This window comes from Alicycliphilus denitrificans K601 (genome assembly GCF_000204645.1).
Lineage (GTDB): Bacteria > Pseudomonadota > Gammaproteobacteria > Burkholderiales > Burkholderiaceae_C > Alicycliphilus > Alicycliphilus denitrificans.
In genome coordinates this window covers 2,278,495-2,294,444 of record NC_015422.1, presented here as the reverse complement: position 1 = coordinate 2,294,444, position 15,950 = coordinate 2,278,495, and the positions used below count along the sequence as shown (strand labels likewise).

Annotated in this window: 16 protein-coding genes; 4 read left to right on the top strand and 12 right to left on the bottom strand. The window is 64.4% G+C overall.

Annotated features, from left to right (window positions below):
• Positions 1-12: 12 nt before the first annotated feature.
• From ALIDE2_RS10940 to ALIDE2_RS10890, 12 genes are all read right to left on the bottom strand, one after another.
• Positions 13-252, bottom strand: coding sequence for a hypothetical protein (locus tag ALIDE2_RS10940; protein WP_013722103.1), 240 nt, complete (start codon positions 250-252; stop codon positions 13-15).
• Positions 249-2,717, bottom strand: a complete 2,469-nt coding sequence (locus tag ALIDE2_RS10935) for a copper-transporting P-type ATPase (RefSeq protein WP_013722102.1) — start codon at positions 2,715-2,717, stop codon at positions 249-251. The genes ALIDE2_RS10940 and ALIDE2_RS10935 overlap by 4 nt, the downstream gene beginning before the upstream one ends.
• Positions 2,718-2,834: 117 nt before the next feature.
• A complete protein-coding gene (locus tag ALIDE2_RS10930; RefSeq protein WP_013722101.1) occupies positions 2,835-3,338 on the bottom strand; it encodes a c-type cytochrome in 504 nt (167 codons plus the stop codon).
• A gap of 8 nt (positions 3,339-3,346) precedes the next feature.
• Positions 3,347-5,011 carry a DUF3141 domain-containing protein gene (locus ALIDE2_RS10925; RefSeq protein WP_013722100.1) on the bottom strand — a complete coding sequence of 555 codons (1,665 nt, stop codon included), beginning with the start codon at positions 5,009-5,011 and terminating at the stop codon, positions 3,347-3,349.
• Positions 5,012-5,020: 9 nt separating this feature from the next.
• Entirely contained in the window at positions 5,021-5,299 is a 279-nt protein-coding gene (locus ALIDE2_RS24415; protein ID WP_013722099.1) for a heavy-metal-associated domain-containing protein, read from the bottom strand.
• Positions 5,300-5,554: 255 nt separating this feature from the next.
• Positions 5,555-6,196, bottom strand: coding sequence for a methyltransferase family protein (locus ALIDE2_RS10920; RefSeq protein WP_013722097.1), 642 nt, complete (start codon positions 6,194-6,196; stop codon positions 5,555-5,557).
• A gap of 4 nt (positions 6,197-6,200) precedes the next feature.
• A complete protein-coding gene (locus tag ALIDE2_RS10915) occupies positions 6,201-6,479 on the bottom strand; it encodes a DUF2933 domain-containing protein (RefSeq protein WP_013722096.1) in 279 nt (92 codons plus the stop codon).
• A 10-nt stretch (positions 6,480-6,489) separates the two neighbouring features.
• Positions 6,490-6,969 (bottom strand): hypothetical protein, encoded by a 480-nt coding sequence (locus ALIDE2_RS10910; RefSeq protein ID WP_013722095.1) that lies wholly within the window; start codon positions 6,967-6,969, stop codon positions 6,490-6,492.
• Between the two features lie 74 nt (positions 6,970-7,043).
• The gene (locus ALIDE2_RS10905) at positions 7,044-7,385 is read right to left on the bottom strand and encodes a copper-binding protein (protein ID WP_013722094.1); all 342 of its coding nucleotides are present in this window, start codon (positions 7,383-7,385) and stop codon (positions 7,044-7,046) included.
• Between the two features lie 54 nt (positions 7,386-7,439).
• Positions 7,440-7,946 carry a cupredoxin domain-containing protein gene (locus ALIDE2_RS10900; protein WP_013722093.1) on the bottom strand — a complete coding sequence of 169 codons (507 nt, stop codon included), beginning with the start codon at positions 7,944-7,946 and terminating at the stop codon, positions 7,440-7,442.
• 22 nt (positions 7,947-7,968) lie between these two features.
• Entirely contained in the window at positions 7,969-8,967 is a 999-nt protein-coding gene (locus ALIDE2_RS10895) for a copper resistance protein B (protein ID WP_013722092.1), read from the bottom strand.
• A gap of 206 nt (positions 8,968-9,173) precedes the next feature.
• Positions 9,174-10,994, bottom strand: a complete 1,821-nt coding sequence (locus ALIDE2_RS10890) for a copper resistance system multicopper oxidase (protein WP_013722091.1) — start codon at positions 10,992-10,994, stop codon at positions 9,174-9,176.
• Positions 10,995-11,118: 124 nt separating this feature from the next.
• On the opposite strand from ALIDE2_RS10890, the gene ALIDE2_RS10885 reads away from it, so the two are divergent.
• From ALIDE2_RS10885 to ALIDE2_RS10870, 4 genes are all read left to right on the top strand, one after another.
• Positions 11,119-11,802 carry a heavy metal response regulator transcription factor gene (locus ALIDE2_RS10885; protein ID WP_013722090.1) on the top strand — a complete coding sequence of 228 codons (684 nt, stop codon included), beginning with the start codon at positions 11,119-11,121 and terminating at the stop codon, positions 11,800-11,802.
• The gene (locus ALIDE2_RS10880; RefSeq protein WP_013722089.1) at positions 11,803-13,212 is read left to right on the top strand and encodes a heavy metal sensor histidine kinase; all 1,410 of its coding nucleotides are present in this window, start codon (positions 11,803-11,805) and stop codon (positions 13,210-13,212) included.
• 125 nt (positions 13,213-13,337) lie between these two features.
• Positions 13,338-13,685: a DUF4148 domain-containing protein gene (locus ALIDE2_RS10875; protein ID WP_013722088.1), complete on the top strand. Its 348-nt coding sequence runs from the start codon at positions 13,338-13,340 to the stop codon at positions 13,683-13,685.
• A 443-nt stretch (positions 13,686-14,128) separates the two neighbouring features.
• Positions 14,129-15,808: a multicopper oxidase family protein gene (locus tag ALIDE2_RS10870; RefSeq protein ID WP_013722086.1), complete on the top strand. Its 1,680-nt coding sequence runs from the start codon at positions 14,129-14,131 to the stop codon at positions 15,806-15,808.
• Positions 15,809-15,950: the final 142 nt, after the last annotated feature.

Sequence of the window (15,950 nt, the reverse complement as noted above, 5' to 3'; positions counted from 1 at the left end):
TGTGCGCTGCTCTTACCGAGGGCCCGGCAGCGTTTCGGCGGCAGCGCGCCTGGACCCCGGCCACTCCGAGAACGCCAGCACGTACAACGCGATCAGGTTGACCAGGGGCACGACCATGAGCAGGCCGAACCAGCCCGGAAATCCGGCCTTGGCGAAGATCTTCCAGAACGGCAGCACAATCAGCACCGCGCCCAGCAGCATCGTCAGCCAATGCAGGCCAAACCACCCGTTCCATTCGATTCCGTACATCATGATGCGTCCTCCTTGCTTGGAATTTTTGCTGTCTGCGGCTCGCCCCGTAGCCGCAGTGCGTTGAAGATCACCGAGGCCGAGCTCAGACTCATGGCCAGGGCTGCAATCAATGGGGACAGCAACCAGCCCGTGATGGGATAAAGCACGCCGGCGGCGATCGGCACGCCGATGCCGTTGTAGACGAAGGCAAACAGCAGGTTCTGGCGCATGTTGCGCACCGTGCTCGTGGAGATCTCGCGCGCCGCCGCGATGCCGCGCAGGTCGCCCTTGACGAGCGTCACCTGGCCGCTGTTCATCGCCACGTCGGTACCGGTGCCCATGGCCACGCCCACGTCGGCCCGGGCCAGCGCCGGTGCGTCGTTGATGCCATCGCCGGCCATGGCCACCACATGGCCGTCGTGCTGCAGCCGCTCGACCAGGGCCAGCTTGTCGGCCGGCTTGACTTCGCCATGCACCTCGTCGATGCCCAGGCGGGTGCCCACGGCGCGCGCGGTGGTCAGGCCGTCGCCCGTGGCCATGACGATGCGCAGGCCACTGGCGTGCAGCGTGCGGATGGCCTCGGGCGTGCTCGGCTTGACGGGATCGGTCACGGCCAGCAGGCCGGCCAGGTGCCCATCGACGGCCAGGTGCATGACGCTCGCGCCCTCGCCGCGCAGCCGCTCGGCGTCAAGCTTCAGGGGCGCCACGTCGACGCCCTCCTGCTCCATGAGCGCGCTATTGCCCAGCGCCAGGCGCCGGCCCTCGACCGTGCCGCGCACGCCGATGCCGCTGCCCGATTCGAAGTCGGTCGGCTTGGCAAGATCCAGGCCCTTGGCGCGCGCCGCGGAGACGATGGCATCGGCCAGCGGGTGCTCGCTGCCCTGGTCTAGGCTGGCGGCCAGCCGCAGCACTTCGTCCGACGCGAAGCCCGGGGCGGCAATGACCGTGTCAAAGGCAGGCCGGCCTTCCGTGAGCGTGCCGGTCTTATCGACGATCAGCGTGTTCACCTCGCGCAGCTTCTCAATCGCGCCGGCATCGCGGAACAGCACGCCCTGCGTGGCCGCGCGGCCCGTGGCCACCATCACCGACATCGGCGTGGCCAGCCCCAGTGCGCAGGGGCAGGCAATGATCAGCACCGCCACCGCGTTGATCAGGCCGAACACCCAACTGGGCTCGGGCCCGAACAGGCCCCAGACGAAGAAAGTGGCGACGGCGATCGCTACGACGACCAGCACGAACTTGCCAGCCACCACGTCGGCCATGCGCTGCATCGGCGCCTTGGAGCGCTGGGCATTGGCCACCATCTGCACAATCTGTGACAGCATGGTGGCCGCACCGACCTTCTCGGCGCGCATGACCAGTGCACCGCTGGTGTTGAGCGTGGCGCCGATCAGCTTGTCGCCCGCGCGCTTGGTCACGGGAATGGGTTCTCCGGTGAGCATGGATTCATCCACCGCGCTGTGACCTTCGGTCACCAGGCCATCGACGGGCACCTTCTCGCCGGGGCGCACGCGCAGTACATCGCCGACATGGACATGGCTAAGCGGCACATCTTCCTCGCTGCCGTCGGCGTTGATACGCCGTGCGGTTTTCGGCGCCAGGCCCAGCAGGGACTTGATGGCCGCCGAGGTCTGCGAGCGCGCCTTCAGCTCCAGGATCTGGCCCAGCATGGTCAGGGAGATGATGACCACGGCCGCCTCGAAGTACACGGCCACGCGGCCCATGGCGACAAACGACTCGGGGAACACGCCCGGCGCGATGGTGGCGACGACGCTGTAGACAAAGGCCGCCGCCGTGCCCAGGCCGATCAGCGTCCACATATTCGGGCTGCGTTTCATGACAGACTGCCAGCCGCGTACGAAGAAGGGCCAACCGGTCCACAGCACCACGGGCAGCGAGAGCACCAGCTCGATCCAGCTCTGCGTTGCCATGGCGAACCAACCCAGGCGATGGCCGAACATGGCCAGGACGGTGACGCTCACTGAGAGCGGCAGCGTCCACCAGAAGCGGCGCTGGAAATCGACGAGTTCACTGTTGTCTTCCTCGTCCAACGGAATCAAGGGCTCCAACGTCATGCCGCAGATCGGGCAGTTGCCGGGGTGGTCCTGCCGGATCTCGGGGTGCATGGGGCAGGTGTAGATGGTGCCGGTCGGGGTCTCCTGGGGCGCCGCGCCAGAAGCCGCCGGGGCCTGCCCGGCTGCGGGGTGGCCGTGTTGATGGTGATGGTGATGGTGATGGTGATGGTGATGGGCGTGGGGGTGACTCTGCGCCGCCTCACCATCGGGTACCAGCAGCATCTGACACTTTGGACAGCGCCCCGGGCGGTCCTGCCGCACCTCGGGGTGCATGGGGCAGACATAGGAAATGGCGGCATCTGGCGCCCCGGGCTTAGCGCCATCGATGGCATGGGCAGCGCCTGGCGCCGTTGGGATCGCGTTCAAGGCGGCCCTGTCCGTCTTGCCGTGCGGATGGTTGTGGTCGTTCATGCCAGATCCTTGGTAGGTTTGCTGCGATTCTCAGGCTTGCCATCATGGCAAGGTCAAGCGTCGTTCTTCTGCCGCGCGGGTACGTCGCGTGTACCCGGGCGCGGGCGTTGTGAGCCGCTATCTGGCCAACGACTTTCGATACTCATTGTTGATTTCGTCATGGCGACGCCTTACCTCTGGCGGCCATTGCGCCTTGATCCATGACAGCGTGGTCACGATCTCGTCGTCGCTCAACATTCCGTCGTAGATGGGCATGGCCGTGCGGTAGTCGGGTTGTTTGATCAGCTTGGCCAGTCCGTACTTGGTGATGGCGAACAGTTGCTCGTCCGGGTGGTGCCAGGTGTGGCCGCTCGCGTCGTGCGGCGGCGCAGGCAGCAGGCCATCGGGCCCGCGCTCGCGCCAGTTCGGCTGCCCTTCGCCCTTGGCACCATGGCAGGCTGTACATTGCTGCGCATAGATGCGGGCGCCGGTGCGCAGCACCTGGGGATCGTCGGGGCGCAGGCTGTGCAGCAGCGGCGGCGCCTGCCAGCCGCCGGCACGCAGGGAGAAATAGCCCGCCCCAGTCACCAGCAGCAGGGTCAGCAGACCTGCGGCTCCCAGGTGCAAGTTTCTCAATGCCATGACATCTCCTAGCTGGCATAGGCCTGCTCGAACACAAGCTCAGCCCACAAATCGCGGCCCTTGCGCCACGATTCCATCGCCTGTTCAACCGCGTCTGCGCCGGCACGCTCCAGCTGGTACCACGGATTGACGACCCGATGAGGGCCCTGTGCACCGCATTGCTCAAGCCATCGCTGCATCCATGGCAACAGCGCGAGGGTGGGCGTCACCTGCTCGGACCAGACCTTGCGGCTGACGCGCATTGGGTGCAGCGCCCGAAGCTCACGAGCCGATTCGAGGGTGACGGCGAAGCGGACCCACGGTGACACCCACTGCGCATAGAACCGCTCAGTAGCCTCCGAAAGCACCTCGACCTTGTCGAACCCGGCTGGATTGGCATCGAAGGGCAGGTCTTCCAGTCGCCGCGGCTCGAACCGCGCGCCTGCGGCCAAGTCCGCAGAGGTACTGTCGTCCAGAACCATCTCGTAGAGACCAGGATCGAGCGCCTGGATCGATTCGGCATGATGCAAGATGGCACGGTGCTCCCGTCGCGCCACTCCAGCGGAAACGAATATCCCGAGGTGGCCCACGTGCTGGTGCATCAGGTAGACGACGCGCTGACCTGCGGCGACCAGGTCCGCGGTCGTCGGGTATACCGCCTTGAGCCAGCCGAGCGCCTGGTGGGGCGGCGTGATGTTGTCGCCGTTGGAGCAGAAGATCATCAGGGGCGCGCCAACGCGTCTGAGGTCCGCTCGGCAGTGGTCGTCAACGACGACCTCGCCGTCCTCCAGATGGTTGCCGACAAACAGATCACCCGCAATCGACAGCATTTCCTCGCGGGCGATCTGATAGAAGCCGTTCCACCAGCGTTCGAACTCCAGGAAACGGTCGCGCTCGCTCTCCGGTTGCGCGAACAAGGTGTCGTACTTCTTAAATACGCCTTCCGGCCGCAATGCCTCGAAGTTCTGGACAAGCCAGGCGCCGTCGAAGCGTCCGGCACCGAGGTCGGAGACCCAGTGCGCCGGCCAGATGCCACCAGTGAACCCGCCCAGGAGACGCATCGGGTTGATGCCCCTCTCACCGGCCCAGTACGACAACGGTGAACCGTTCAGCACCGCCAAAGCGGCGCGATGCTCGCAATGCGAAAGCGCAAGCGTGATCGCCCAACCGCCTTGGCAGTTGCCATAAACGATCGGGGCCTTGCCTCGGTGGCGCTTGGCCACGATGTCAATGAATGCGGCCAGCGTCTGCACGACCGCACCCATCGTCTGTCCCTCGACCGGCTCTGGATCGAAGACCACGAAGTACACCGGATGGCCTTCGAGCAGGGCCATGCCGACTTCGGAATCGCGCTTGAAGCCGCCGATGCCTGGGCCGTGGCCGGCGCGCGGATCGACCACCAGCACTGGTGACGCCCCCTTGCGTACGTGCTTCTCCAAGGCGTCAGTGCCGCAGCGCGTAACCCGAAGCAGCCGGTAGTTGCTCGCCGGCTGCATGTCGTGGCCGTCGACCACCTGCTCTGACTCGAAGTGAAGCAGCACCGGCATCCCTGCCGCTTCGTGTTCGGTCATGTTGTTCGCCCGCTGTCTCAGCACTTCGCCGGTCGCGACGGCGCGCCACAGCATGTCACCCCAGTACGCAGCGAACAGCGCAGCTGGTGCAGCGATACGCTGCGAGTCTGTCGTTGTGTCCATCGCTGAGCCTCAGCGGCAGCAGCCGCCGCCGTGTCCCTTCGGGCCGGCACCGTGACCGGATGCGCTGGCCGGCGGCGAAGAGGCGGATGCCTCGTAGCCCGCAACAGATAACGCAGTGATCAGCGCTGGCGTGCTCTGTGACGTCTGGCCGCCGGTGACACTCGCAGTGCCGCGAGCCAGATCGACATGCACGTCATCCACGCCAGGCACGCGCTTGAGCGCCTTGCTGACCGAAATCGCGCAGGAAGCGCAGGTCATGCCGGCGACCTTGAGTTCTATGGTTTCCATGGTGTCTCTCCGTGAGTCTTGATGGTGGTGCCCCGATTAGCCTCAGCTTGATGTTGATCGGTTTCGATCTTCGTCTGATCGGCGCCCGGGCGAATCGTCCTCATCGAACTTCGATAGCCTTGATGTCCGCACCCAATTGCTTGGTACGCTGCACTTGCTCGCGCAGGCTGTCGGCCACGTACTGCGGGATGTCATCCATTACATCTCCCTGTTTTCAGCATTGCAGCCACCTTCGGGTCACCGGATATGCATGGCTCATGCCCCGCCACCCAAGCGCGGGATGAAACGCGGCACACGGCACGCATAGTCCAGCCAGGCCTGGCCAAAACGGCGTGCGCTTTCCTGCTCCTCGCTGCGTGCCAGCCGGGCATACATCAGTACCAGCACCGGGAACATCAGCAGCGTTAACAGGGTCGGCCACTGCAGGAGAAAGCCGAACATGATCAGCACAAAGGCGATGTACTGCGGATGCCGCACCCGGGCGTAGACACCCGTGTGCGCCAGCCGCTTCTGCCTCTGGGCTTCATAGAGTACGGGCCAGGCCGCGGCCAGCAGCCAGAAGCCGCCGCCAATGAACAGGTAGCTGAGAATGTGGAAGGGCCCAAGGTGCGGGTCGCCGCCCCAGCCGAACAACAGTTCCAGCAGGTGGCCGGCGTTGTGGTTCAGCAGATCCACGCCCGGCACCTTCTGGCCCAGCCAGCCCGACAGGAAGTAGATGGTCAGCGGGAAACCGTACATCTCCACGAACAACGCAACGATGAAGGCCGTGAACGCCCCGAAACTGCGCCAGTCGCGCGCACTGGCCGGCTTGAAGAAGCTGAAGGCGAACATGACGAAGATCGCCACGTTGAGCACCACCAGGGTCCAGAGACCATACGACGATCCCGTGTGCTCCATGGCCTCAGCTCCTGTCGGAGTTTTGTCCAGTGCCCTGGCCAGTGGCTCCGGAGCCACCACCGTGGCCGCCATGATCACCATGGCCCTTGTGCATGAAGACATGCATCAGCGGGCAGGCCAGCAGGAAGGCATAGGGCCACCATTGCGCCAAGTGGGCACGGTGCTCGGTCCATAGGAAGTACCCGGCGACGGCGCCGAACACGAGCAGACCCAGGGCGTAGCGCGAGCGCCAGAACCCGCCGGACTGCACGCTCTGCGGATGGGATGCATGGTCATGGGTCATGATGGACTCCTCACTTTGCTGATGGCATGGAAGGAGTGGAAGCCGGTGGCGTGGACATTCGATCCATCATCATCTGCATCATCGACTCCATCATGGCCATGCGCCGTTCCATCATTTGCGGGTCGTGCTGCATGCCAGCCATACCGGCACGCGGGTTGCGCGATGCCATTTGGCTGTGCATCGACTCCATCATGCGCATGCCGTCCTGCATGGTCTTCATGTGTTCCGCCATCAACGCCTGGCGCTCCTGGGGCGTCTTGGCGGCAGCCATCTTTTCGTGCATGGCCCGCATGCGTTGTTCCATCGCGGCCATCATGTCCGGGCTCATGGCCTGCGATGGCGGTGCTGCAGCCGACGCCGGAGCTGCCGCCGCAGGGGCGGTCGTTTCCACCGGGTGGTGGCCCTTGTGCTCGTCGGAGCCTTGCGCCAGCACGCCCACGGAGGCGGCAGCGACACAGAGACCGATCAGAGCATGACGAATGTGAACCATGATGCTTCCTTCTTACGGTGGAGGGGTTGGCTAGGGCTGCCGCGCCCGGCGGCACGGCGCGGTTGTGACTCTGCTCAGCGCGCAGGTTGGATGTCGGTGACAACCATCTTTCCGCCTTCCTGGACGACCATGAATTGCACCTTGTCGCCGAGCTTGAGCTTGGTGAGCTGGCCCTTGTCACGAACGGTGAAGACCATGGTCATTCCGGGCATGTCCAGATTCTTGATGTCTCCATGCTTGAGGGTGACCTTGCCGTTGTCCGGATCGATCTTCTTGACCTCGCCATCGGTCATGGAGTCCGACGCAGGCGCCGCCACCTGACCTGGACTGGGGCTGACTTGGGCATGGCCCGCCATCGGCAGGGCAAGGCCCATGGCCAGGGCGGAGATGGTGAGCAGACGTTGGATGGTGGTCACGATGATCTCTGAAGGAATAATCGATGAGGGTTCAAAAAGACTTGCAAGATCAGTTCAGTGAGCAACCTCGACTTGCCCGGCCATGCCGGCTTCAAGGTGTCCCGGTTCGGTGCAAGCAAAATCGACCTTGCCCGGCTGGGTGAACTGCCACACCATCGTGCCGCGCTGGCCGGGTTTGAGGTTCACCTGGTTAGGCTCGCTGTGCACCATGCCGGGATTGGCGCGCATTTTCTTGGCGTGCTCCTTCAATTCGTCCAGCGAGCCGAGCACCATTTCGTGCCTTGTCTTGCCAGCATTGCGCACCATGAAGCGCACGGTCTCGCCTTCTTTCACGTCGATCGTGGAGGGCTCAAAGCGCATGTTGTCGTTCATCACCACGTCGATCGTGCGCGTGACCTTGGCCGGATCGCCGGGCTGGCCGAACATGGCACTGTGCTCCGACATGCTCATGTTGCCGTGCGAGGCGGGCATGTCGTGGCCACCCGCGTGCGTGCCGGCAGCCAGCGCAGCGAGCGGAAACGCCGCAGCGGCAAACAGGGAAATGAGGATGCTTTTCTTCATTCAAACGACTCCTTGGGAAAGATCAGAACCAGAAACTCAAGCCCGCCAACCAGCGCGTCTGGGTGGCACTGCCACCCGAGGCGCGCACGAAGTCTCCCGTGCGGCCAAAGCTGTGTTGCCATTCGACGCCGATGTAGGGTGCGATCTGGCGCGTGATTTCGTAGCGCATGCGCAAACCCGCACTGGCGTTGGCAAGGCCGCTGCCGATGGCGTTGGCCGGATCGCTCTTGCCGTAGAAATTCCATTCGGTGCGCGGTTGCAGAATTAGCTTTTGCGTGAGAAGCCAGTCATAGCTCCCTTCGAGCCGCAGCGCGGTGCGGCCGCCACTGCCCAGATAGGCCGTGGCATCGAGCTCAAACCAGTAGGGCGCGAGGCCCTGCACGCCAGCCGCGAGCCACTGGCGATCCTTGCCTGTGCCGTGGTCGAAGCGCACGCCGAGCTGACTGTCCCAGAAGGCGGCGATGGCGTGGCCCCAGAGCAGTTCGGTGCGCGAATCCTGTAGCTTGCCCTGGGCGACGTCGCCCTCGGCCTTGATGACCAGGTGATTGAAGTCGCGGCCTATGCGCGCTTGCAGGTCATACGTCGTGGCGTTATCGCCGTGGCGCGCCCAGGCGCGCTCCAAGCGGTTGACCTTCAGGGTGGCAAAACTCATTTGGTCGCCCAGTTGCAGGCGCGGCACGCCCGTGAGCGAATACTTGCCGCTGCCGCGCTCGAAGCCGTCGGAATAGCCGTTGGGGTCGCGCGCATCGGCGGGCGGGCTGCCGCCTTGCATTTGCATGGCACCGTCGTCCATGCCCGCCATCGAGCCGCCGGACGCCGGCGCCGCGCCGTGCTCCATCGCGGAAGCGGGGCCGCTGTCGGCACCTTGGGATGGCGCGGGGCCGTGATCCATGCCCGGCATGACGCCATGATCCATGGTTGGCGCTCCAGGATTTGCAGCCGGGACGCTGCCTCGCATGGGCATGCTGCCGTGATTCATGGCAGACGCTTCATCCGCTGTCGGCGCACTGCCCGCCGGCATCGGCATGCCCTCATGATTCATGCCAGCCATGGACCCGGCCGCAGGCGCGGTGCTGGACTGTGCCGCAGCATCGTGTGCGCCATGCGCATCGTGATCCTGAGCCAGGGCGGACGTGGCAGTGGCCGTGAGGATCAGGGCCGTGGCCACCGGCACCAGCCGCAGGGCCACAGTGTGCGGGGCGAGTCGGTTCATTTTCAGGTTCTTTTTCATGCCACCACCACTTCGCGGAACATGCCCATTTCCATGTGGAACATCAGGTGGCAGTGCCAGACCCAGCGGCCGAGTGCGTCGGCACTGACGAGAAAGCTCACGCGCTGCGCCGATTGCACGGGGATGGTGTGCAGCCGCGCGACGAATTCGCCCGAGGCGTTTTCCAGCTCCTGCCACATGCCGTGCAGGTGCATGGGGTGGGTCATCATGGTGTCGTTTTGCAGGATTACGCGCAGGCGCTCGCCGTAGCGGAAATGCACGGGGCGGCTGTCGGTGAAGTCCAGGCCGTCGAACGACCAGGTGTAGCGCTCCATGTTGCCCGTCAGATGCAACTCGATTTCGCGCTCGGGCCCGCCGGCATAGAGCGATCCGCCGACGGTCTTGAGATCGGCCAGCGTGAGCACGCGCCGGCCGTTGTCGCGCAGACCGACGCCGGGGTCATCCAGGTTGGTGCGCGGCATGTCCACGCGCATGTCGGCGCCGGGGCCCCACTCGGTGCGAGCGTGGCGCACGGTGGTGCCGGGCTTTTGCAACGGATTGGACGCCATGCCGGGCATGCCGCCCATGCCCTGCATGCTGGCCATACCAGCATGGTTCATCCCGACCATGGAGCCGTGGCCCATCGCCGCCATGTCGTGGCCACCGCCTTGCGCCATGCCGCCCATCATGTCGGCCATGGTGAGCCACTGCACCGCATCCAGCGCGGGCACCGGCGCGCTCAGGCCCGGGCGTACCGCCAGTGTGGCGCGCGCGTAGCCGGTGCGATCCATCGATTGCGCAAAGAGCGTGTAGGCATCGTCCTTGGGCTGCACGATCACGTCGTAGGTCTGGCCGGGGCCGAAGCGGAACTCATCCACCGTCACTGGCTCCACGTCTTGCCCGTCGGCCTGCACCACGGTGAGCTTGAGGCCCGGAATGCGCACGTCATAGAACGTATTGCCGCTGCCGTTGATGCAGCGCAGGCGCACGCGCTCGCCGGGATTGAACAGGGCCGTCCAGTTGGCGCCCGGCGTGCGGCCGTTGACCAGGTAGCTGAGCACGGTGGATGACAGGTCGGCCAGGTCACTCGGGCTCATGCGCATGGCGTTCCACATGTCGCGCTCCGCCATGGCCGCATGCATGCCCTTGGCGCGCACGTCCTGCATGAATTTGACGAAGGTCGGACGATGCTGATTGAACACGTCGCCCTGGGCCTTGAGTTTGGCCAGGGCGCGCATCGGGTCGCTGCCGGTCCAGTCCGACAGCAGCACCACATGTTCGCGCTCGGCGCGTATGGCTTCGCCCCCGCGCGGCTCGACGATGAGCGCGCCATACAGGCCGGTCACCTCCTGCATGCCGCTGTGCGAGTGGTACCAGTAGGTGCCGCTTTGCTCCAGCGTGAAGCGGTAGGTGAAGGTCTCGCCCGGGGCGATGCCGGCAAAGCTGACGCCCGGCACGCCGTCCATCTGGAATGGCAGGATGATGCCGTGCCAGTGGATCGAAGCCGTCTCGCGCAGGCGGTTGGTGACGCGAATCGTCACCGTCTCGCCTTCACGCATGCGCAGCGTCGGGGCGGGCAGACTGCCGTTGACGGTGGTGGCGATGCCCGTTCGGCCGTCGAAATCGACGCGGGTCTCGGTCAACGTCAGGTCGAAAACGGGCCCACGCAACTCGGGCGGTGTTCCCGTATGGGCTACCGGCAGGTCTTGCCGGGCCCAGGCGGGCAGTGCGGCATCGAGCGTGCCCAATGCGGTACCCGCCGCCAGCGCCCTCAGAAAGCGCCGGCGCTGGATTGCCTGGCCTGGGGAGACGGAAAAGGAAGGGGTTTTGAATCGCATGTCGCGGATTCTGAAGAGCCCGCCCTTTCAGCAAGATGGTCGCAACATTACATTCCTGTTAGCTTCATGTCGGCAGGCCTTACACGGGGCACACTTGCGCCAGAACCGCAAAGGAGCCGAACCGGTGAAGATATTGATCGTCGAAGACGAGCCCAAGACTGGCGAATATTTGCGCCAAGGCTTGAGCGAGGCCGGGTATGTCGCGGACCTGGTGCCCCATGGCACCGATGGGCTGCACATGGCCTTGCACGGTGCCTACGACCTCGTGATCCTGGATGTCATGCTGCCCGGGCTGAACGGCTGGCAGGTGCTGCAATCGCTGCGCGAGCGCGGCCTGCAAATGCCCGTGCTGTTCCTGACCGCCCGCGACCAGGTCGAAGACCGCGTCAAGGGGCTGGAGCTTGGCGCCGACGACTATTTGGTCAAGCCGTTCTCGTTTGCGGAACTGCTGGCCCGCGTGCGCATCATCTTGCGCCGCGCGCCTGCCGGCAACGAGGCCATGGTGTTGCGCGTGGCCGACCTGGAACTGGACCTGCTGCGCCGCCGGGTCTCGCGCAATGGCCGGCGCGTGGACCTGACGGCCAAGGAGTTCGGCCTGCTGGAACTGCTGATGCGTCGCCACGGCGAGGTCTTGCCACGTTCCCTGATCGCATCGCAAGTGTGGGACATGAATTTCGACAGCGACACCAACGTCATCGAAGTGGCGATGCGACGACTGCGCATGAAGATCGACGAGGGCCACCCGATCAAGCTCATCCAGACCGTGCGCGGCATGGGTTATGTGCTCGACGTACCGCAGGAGGAATAGGTGTTGTTTCGGATTCGTTGGGGTCGGTTGCCGCTGACGCAGCGCTTGACCCTGCTCTTCACTGCGGTGGCGGCCTCGGTGGTGCTGGGGCTGGGCGCTTTGTTTCTAGTCGAGACTGAGCGGCATTTCGTCGAGCTTGATCGGATGGCGCTGCAAGACAAGCAACACCTGATCGAGGAAATTCTGCGCAATACCAACTCGGCGGACGACGCTCGCCGGCGACTGGGCGAGGCGCTGAGCTATCACCATGATCTCCACGCCCAGGTCCAGGATGGACAAGGAGCGCTGATCTTTCAATCCCGCGGGTTCATCCCCACCATGCGCGGCGATAAGACCCCGCAGGTCGGTGAAAACCACGTGTTTGGGGTGTTGCGGCACGGCGATACCCGGTTCCATACACTGGTCTTCAAGGCCGCCCCTGCCTACTCCAGCACCCCCCTGACGGTCTGGATCGCGGCGGATACGGATCACCACACGCAGTTTCTCGACGGCCTGCGGCGCAGCTTGGCCCTGTATGTGTTCGCCGCCATCGCCATCTGCGGCCTGCTCTCGTGGTTCGCCGCGCGCCAGGGGCTGGCGCCCTTGCGCGACATGAAGTCACGGGCTGCCAAGGTAACGGGCCAGAAGCTCGGCGAGCGCATGCCCGTGCAGGCCGTGCCGGTGGAAATGGCCGACCTTGCGCAAGAGCTGAACCGCATGCTGGATCGGCTGCAGGAGGATTTCCAGCGCCTGACCGATTTCGCGTCCGACCTGGCGCATGAGCTGCGCACCCCCATCAGCAATCTGTTGACGCAAACCCAGGTGGCGCTGGCGACCAAGCGCGATGCAGCAAGCTACCGTGACATCCTGGCTTCCAATGCCGAGGAATTTCAGCGGCTGGCGCGCATGGTGTCCGACATGCTGTTCCTGGCCAAGACCGAGCGGGGCGTGGATCTGCCGCACAAGGAGCGGTTTTCCGCCCGCCAGGACGGGCTGGCGTTGCTCGACTTCTACGAGGCCGTGGCCGAGGAAAAGCGCATCCGGCTGCGGGTGGAAGGCGATGGAGAAATCGAAGGCGACCGCCTGATGTTCCGCCGCGCTGTGAGCAACTTGTTGTCCAATGCCTTGCGTTACACACCCGAGGCCGGCGACGTCACCATCCGCATCGCCACCACCGTACAGGCCACGACGGTGACCGTGGAGAACACCGGCGCCGACATCGACGCAAAGATTCTGCCCCGGCTGTTCGACCGCTTCTACCGCGCCGATGCCTCCAGGACCCATCTGGACACCGACGGATCGGGCTTGGGCCTGGCCATCACGCGCGCCATCGCCGAGGCTCACGGCGGCGGCGTCACGGCAAGCTCGGATCAGGGACGCACCTGTTTCACCCTGGTGTTTCCACATCACATTGCAAAGCCTTCAAGCTGACAACAAACTCATCGGGCTGTCCAGATTCTGTTGGGGTGCGCTCCCTACGATGAACACATCTCCTCAGCGCCTAACCAAGGCATGGGAGATGCAAGTTTCATCCACCCTCGTTAGGAGCTTCAACCATGACCCAACAACGCCTCTCCCTTTCTTCGATGATCGCCGCCGCGGCCGCAGTGGCTGCCCTGGGCCTTCCAGGGATGGCCTCGGCAGCGTACGAGCATCCCGCTAACAACGAACAGGGCGTCATCGTTCATCCAGAACACTTCAAGAGCGAGAAAACGCGAGAGCAGGTCATCGCGGAGACCAAGGCTGCTATGCAGCAAGGCCGTCTTTCCTACGGCGAGAGCAACTACCCGATCCGCACGCCCGATGCAGGTCCTGGCAAGACGCGTGAGCAAGTGATCAACGAACTGCGCAGCGAGTCGCCTGCCGAACGCGACGCGCGTCTGCGCCTTTACTCCGCAGGTTGATTCTCCTGCTGCTACGTCGGCATCATTGGGCGGCCATTCAAGGGACATGCGAGGACGATATCCGATGTCTCTTGAAACAGTGCTGCTTGTGACCATGCCCGGCAAGCGACCTCAAGCGCCACCTGCGCCAGAAACCGTAAAGCAGGAGCCTTGCCATGCCCTGCATACCCGTTGGTTCGCCTGGCATGGACGCCTTCGCCGATAGCTGCCGGCGCGCACCCAACGGCGCACTGCGGGTGCTGATGGATCAAAGCAGCCCGGGCATATGATGGTCGAATCGACGGGCCGGCTGGCGTCGCGGCTGACGGCGGTTCCAAACGAATCAGGCACAGACCGCAGCGAACCGTCTCGGTTGGAACAGGATGACGGTCGATTCTTGGGGCGCGCCCAGATTGTGTGCATGCACCCGCGAGAAATCACCATTGAACTCTAGAGACCGTCACATGACGAACCACGAATCCCTCACCCGCCGCGACTTCATGAACGGCGTCGGCATGGGCACTGCGGCACTGCTGGCTGGATTACCGCAAGCCGAAGCCGCGCCCGCAATGCAAAGCGCAAGCGATACCTTTGAACCGGACGTTGCTCTGGAGTTGATCGCCCTACCGCGCAGTGTTTCGCTGCGACCGGGGCGAGCGACATCCTTGTGGTCCTACCAGTCGCGCGTGCTGAAAGGGGATCCGGCAAGCGTGCAGGCGCTGCCCGACAGCTATCTGGGGCCGATCCTGCGCCTGCGGCGCGGCCAAAAAGTCCGCATCGATTTCATCAACCGGCTGGACCAGCCGAGCACCGTGCACTGGCACGGCCTGCACGTCCCCGACACCATGGATGGGCATCCGCGCTTTGCGATCGGGCCGGGCGAGCTCTACCGCTACGAGTTCGAAGTGCGCAACCGCGCCGGCACCTACTGGTATCACCCCCACCCCCACGGCCATACGGGCGAGCAGGTGTATTTCGGCCTTGCCGGCCTGCTCCTGGTGAGCGATGAGGAGGAGCAGGCGCTGCCGCTGCCACGCGGCCAATACGATCTGCCGATCGTCATTCAGGATCGCAGCTTCGACGACGGCAACCAGCTCCGCTACCTCAGCGGCACCGGGCCGACTGCGCGCGGCGACGCATCCGGCGCGCCGTCTGCACCGGGCAACACGATGGGTGGTCGGGGAATGATGGGCGGCATGATGAGCCGCGGGGCCATGATGTCGGGCGGCATGGGCGACATGATGACGCGCATGATGGGATTCCTTGGCGACACCATTCTGGTCAACGGCCGCCCGGAGTCATTGATCGAGGTCGCCACGCACCCCTATCGGCTGCGTATCCTGAACGGCTCCAACTCGCGCATCTACAAGCTGGCGTGGCAGGACGGCCGGCCACTCACCGTGATCGGCACCGATGGCGGGCTGCTGGAGCGGCCGGTGCACAAGGACTACGTGATGCTGGCCCCCGCCGAGCGCGTTGAACTGTGGGCCGACTTCAGCAAGGACGATCTGGGCACGCAGCTCACGATGATGAGTCTTGCGTTTGAAGGCGCCATGGGGCGCATGATGGACATGATGGGTGGCAGCTTCATGGGGGGCGCGATGGGCGGCTCGTCGCTGGCCGCTGGTGTACGGTTTCCGATATTCACGGTCAAGGTTGCGCGCAAGGCGAACGGGTCGCTCGAACTGCCCGACCGGCTGTCTGCGATCTCCTGGCCGCGCCTGCAGGATGCCGTCAACCGTGCCAAGCCAAGAACGTTCCGCATCACGATGGCGCAGATGCAATGGGGCTTCAACGGCCGCAGCTTCGAGATGACGGCCGTGGCGCCCAATGAAGTCGTGAAGCTGAGAACCACGGAGGTTTGGGAGTTCGCCAACGACAGCGGCATGATGACGATGGCCCATGCGATCCATGTGCACGATCAGCAATTTCAGGTGCCGGAGCGACGTCACGGCATGGGCAACAACAGAGTGCGCGATGGCTACGTCGATCAAGGCTGGAAAGACACCGTGCTGGTGATGCCGGGTGATCGCGTGAAACTCTTGATGCGTTTCGCCGACTATCCAGGGCTCTATCTCTACCACTGCCACATGCTGGAGCATGAGGATCTGGGCCTGATGCGCAATTACCGCATCGAGGCTTGAACGCCGGCAAATGGTTCCGGCGCGATCTTCTGCTCATGGTCTGTTCTCCTCTCAAGCCCGCTCCGCGGGCTCGGTCGTGGGACAGAACTTTCACTCATCGCCGTGTGCAGATTTCCAGCACCACCTGCTATTCCAGATGAGG

Coding starts and splice junctions, on each gene's coding strand:
- ALIDE2_RS10940 (WP_013722103.1), bottom strand. CDS start 252: ATGATGTACGGAATCGAATGGAACGGGTGGTTTGGCCTGCATTGGCTG.
- ALIDE2_RS10935 (WP_013722102.1), bottom strand. CDS start 2,717: ATGAACGACCACAACCATCCGCACGGCAAGACGGACAGGGCCGCCTTG.
- ALIDE2_RS10930 (WP_013722101.1), bottom strand. CDS start 3,338: ATGGCATTGAGAAACTTGCACCTGGGAGCCGCAGGTCTGCTGACCCTG.
- ALIDE2_RS10925 (WP_013722100.1), bottom strand. CDS start 5,011: ATGGACACAACGACAGACTCGCAGCGTATCGCTGCACCAGCTGCGCTG.
- ALIDE2_RS24415 (WP_013722099.1), bottom strand. CDS start 5,299: ATGGAAACCATAGAACTCAAGGTCGCCGGCATGACCTGCGCTTCCTGC.
- ALIDE2_RS10920 (WP_013722097.1), bottom strand. CDS start 6,196: ATGGAGCACACGGGATCGTCGTATGGTCTCTGGACCCTGGTGGTGCTC.
- ALIDE2_RS10915 (WP_013722096.1), bottom strand. CDS start 6,479: ATGACCCATGACCATGCATCCCATCCGCAGAGCGTGCAGTCCGGCGGG.
- ALIDE2_RS10910 (WP_013722095.1), bottom strand. CDS start 6,969: ATGGTTCACATTCGTCATGCTCTGATCGGTCTCTGTGTCGCTGCCGCC.
- ALIDE2_RS10900 (WP_013722093.1), bottom strand. CDS start 7,946: ATGAAGAAAAGCATCCTCATTTCCCTGTTTGCCGCTGCGGCGTTTCCG.
- ALIDE2_RS10895 (WP_013722092.1), bottom strand. CDS start 8,967: ATGCCGGCGGGCAGTGCGCCGACAGCGGATGAAGCGTCTGCCATGAAT.
- ALIDE2_RS10890 (WP_013722091.1), bottom strand. CDS start 10,994: ATGCGATTCAAAACCCCTTCCTTTTCCGTCTCCCCAGGCCAGGCAATC.
- ALIDE2_RS10875 (WP_013722088.1), top strand. CDS start 13,338: ATGACCCAACAACGCCTCTCCCTTTCTTCGATGATCGCCGCCGCGGCC.
- ALIDE2_RS10870 (WP_013722086.1), top strand. CDS start 14,129: ATGACGAACCACGAATCCCTCACCCGCCGCGACTTCATGAACGGCGTC.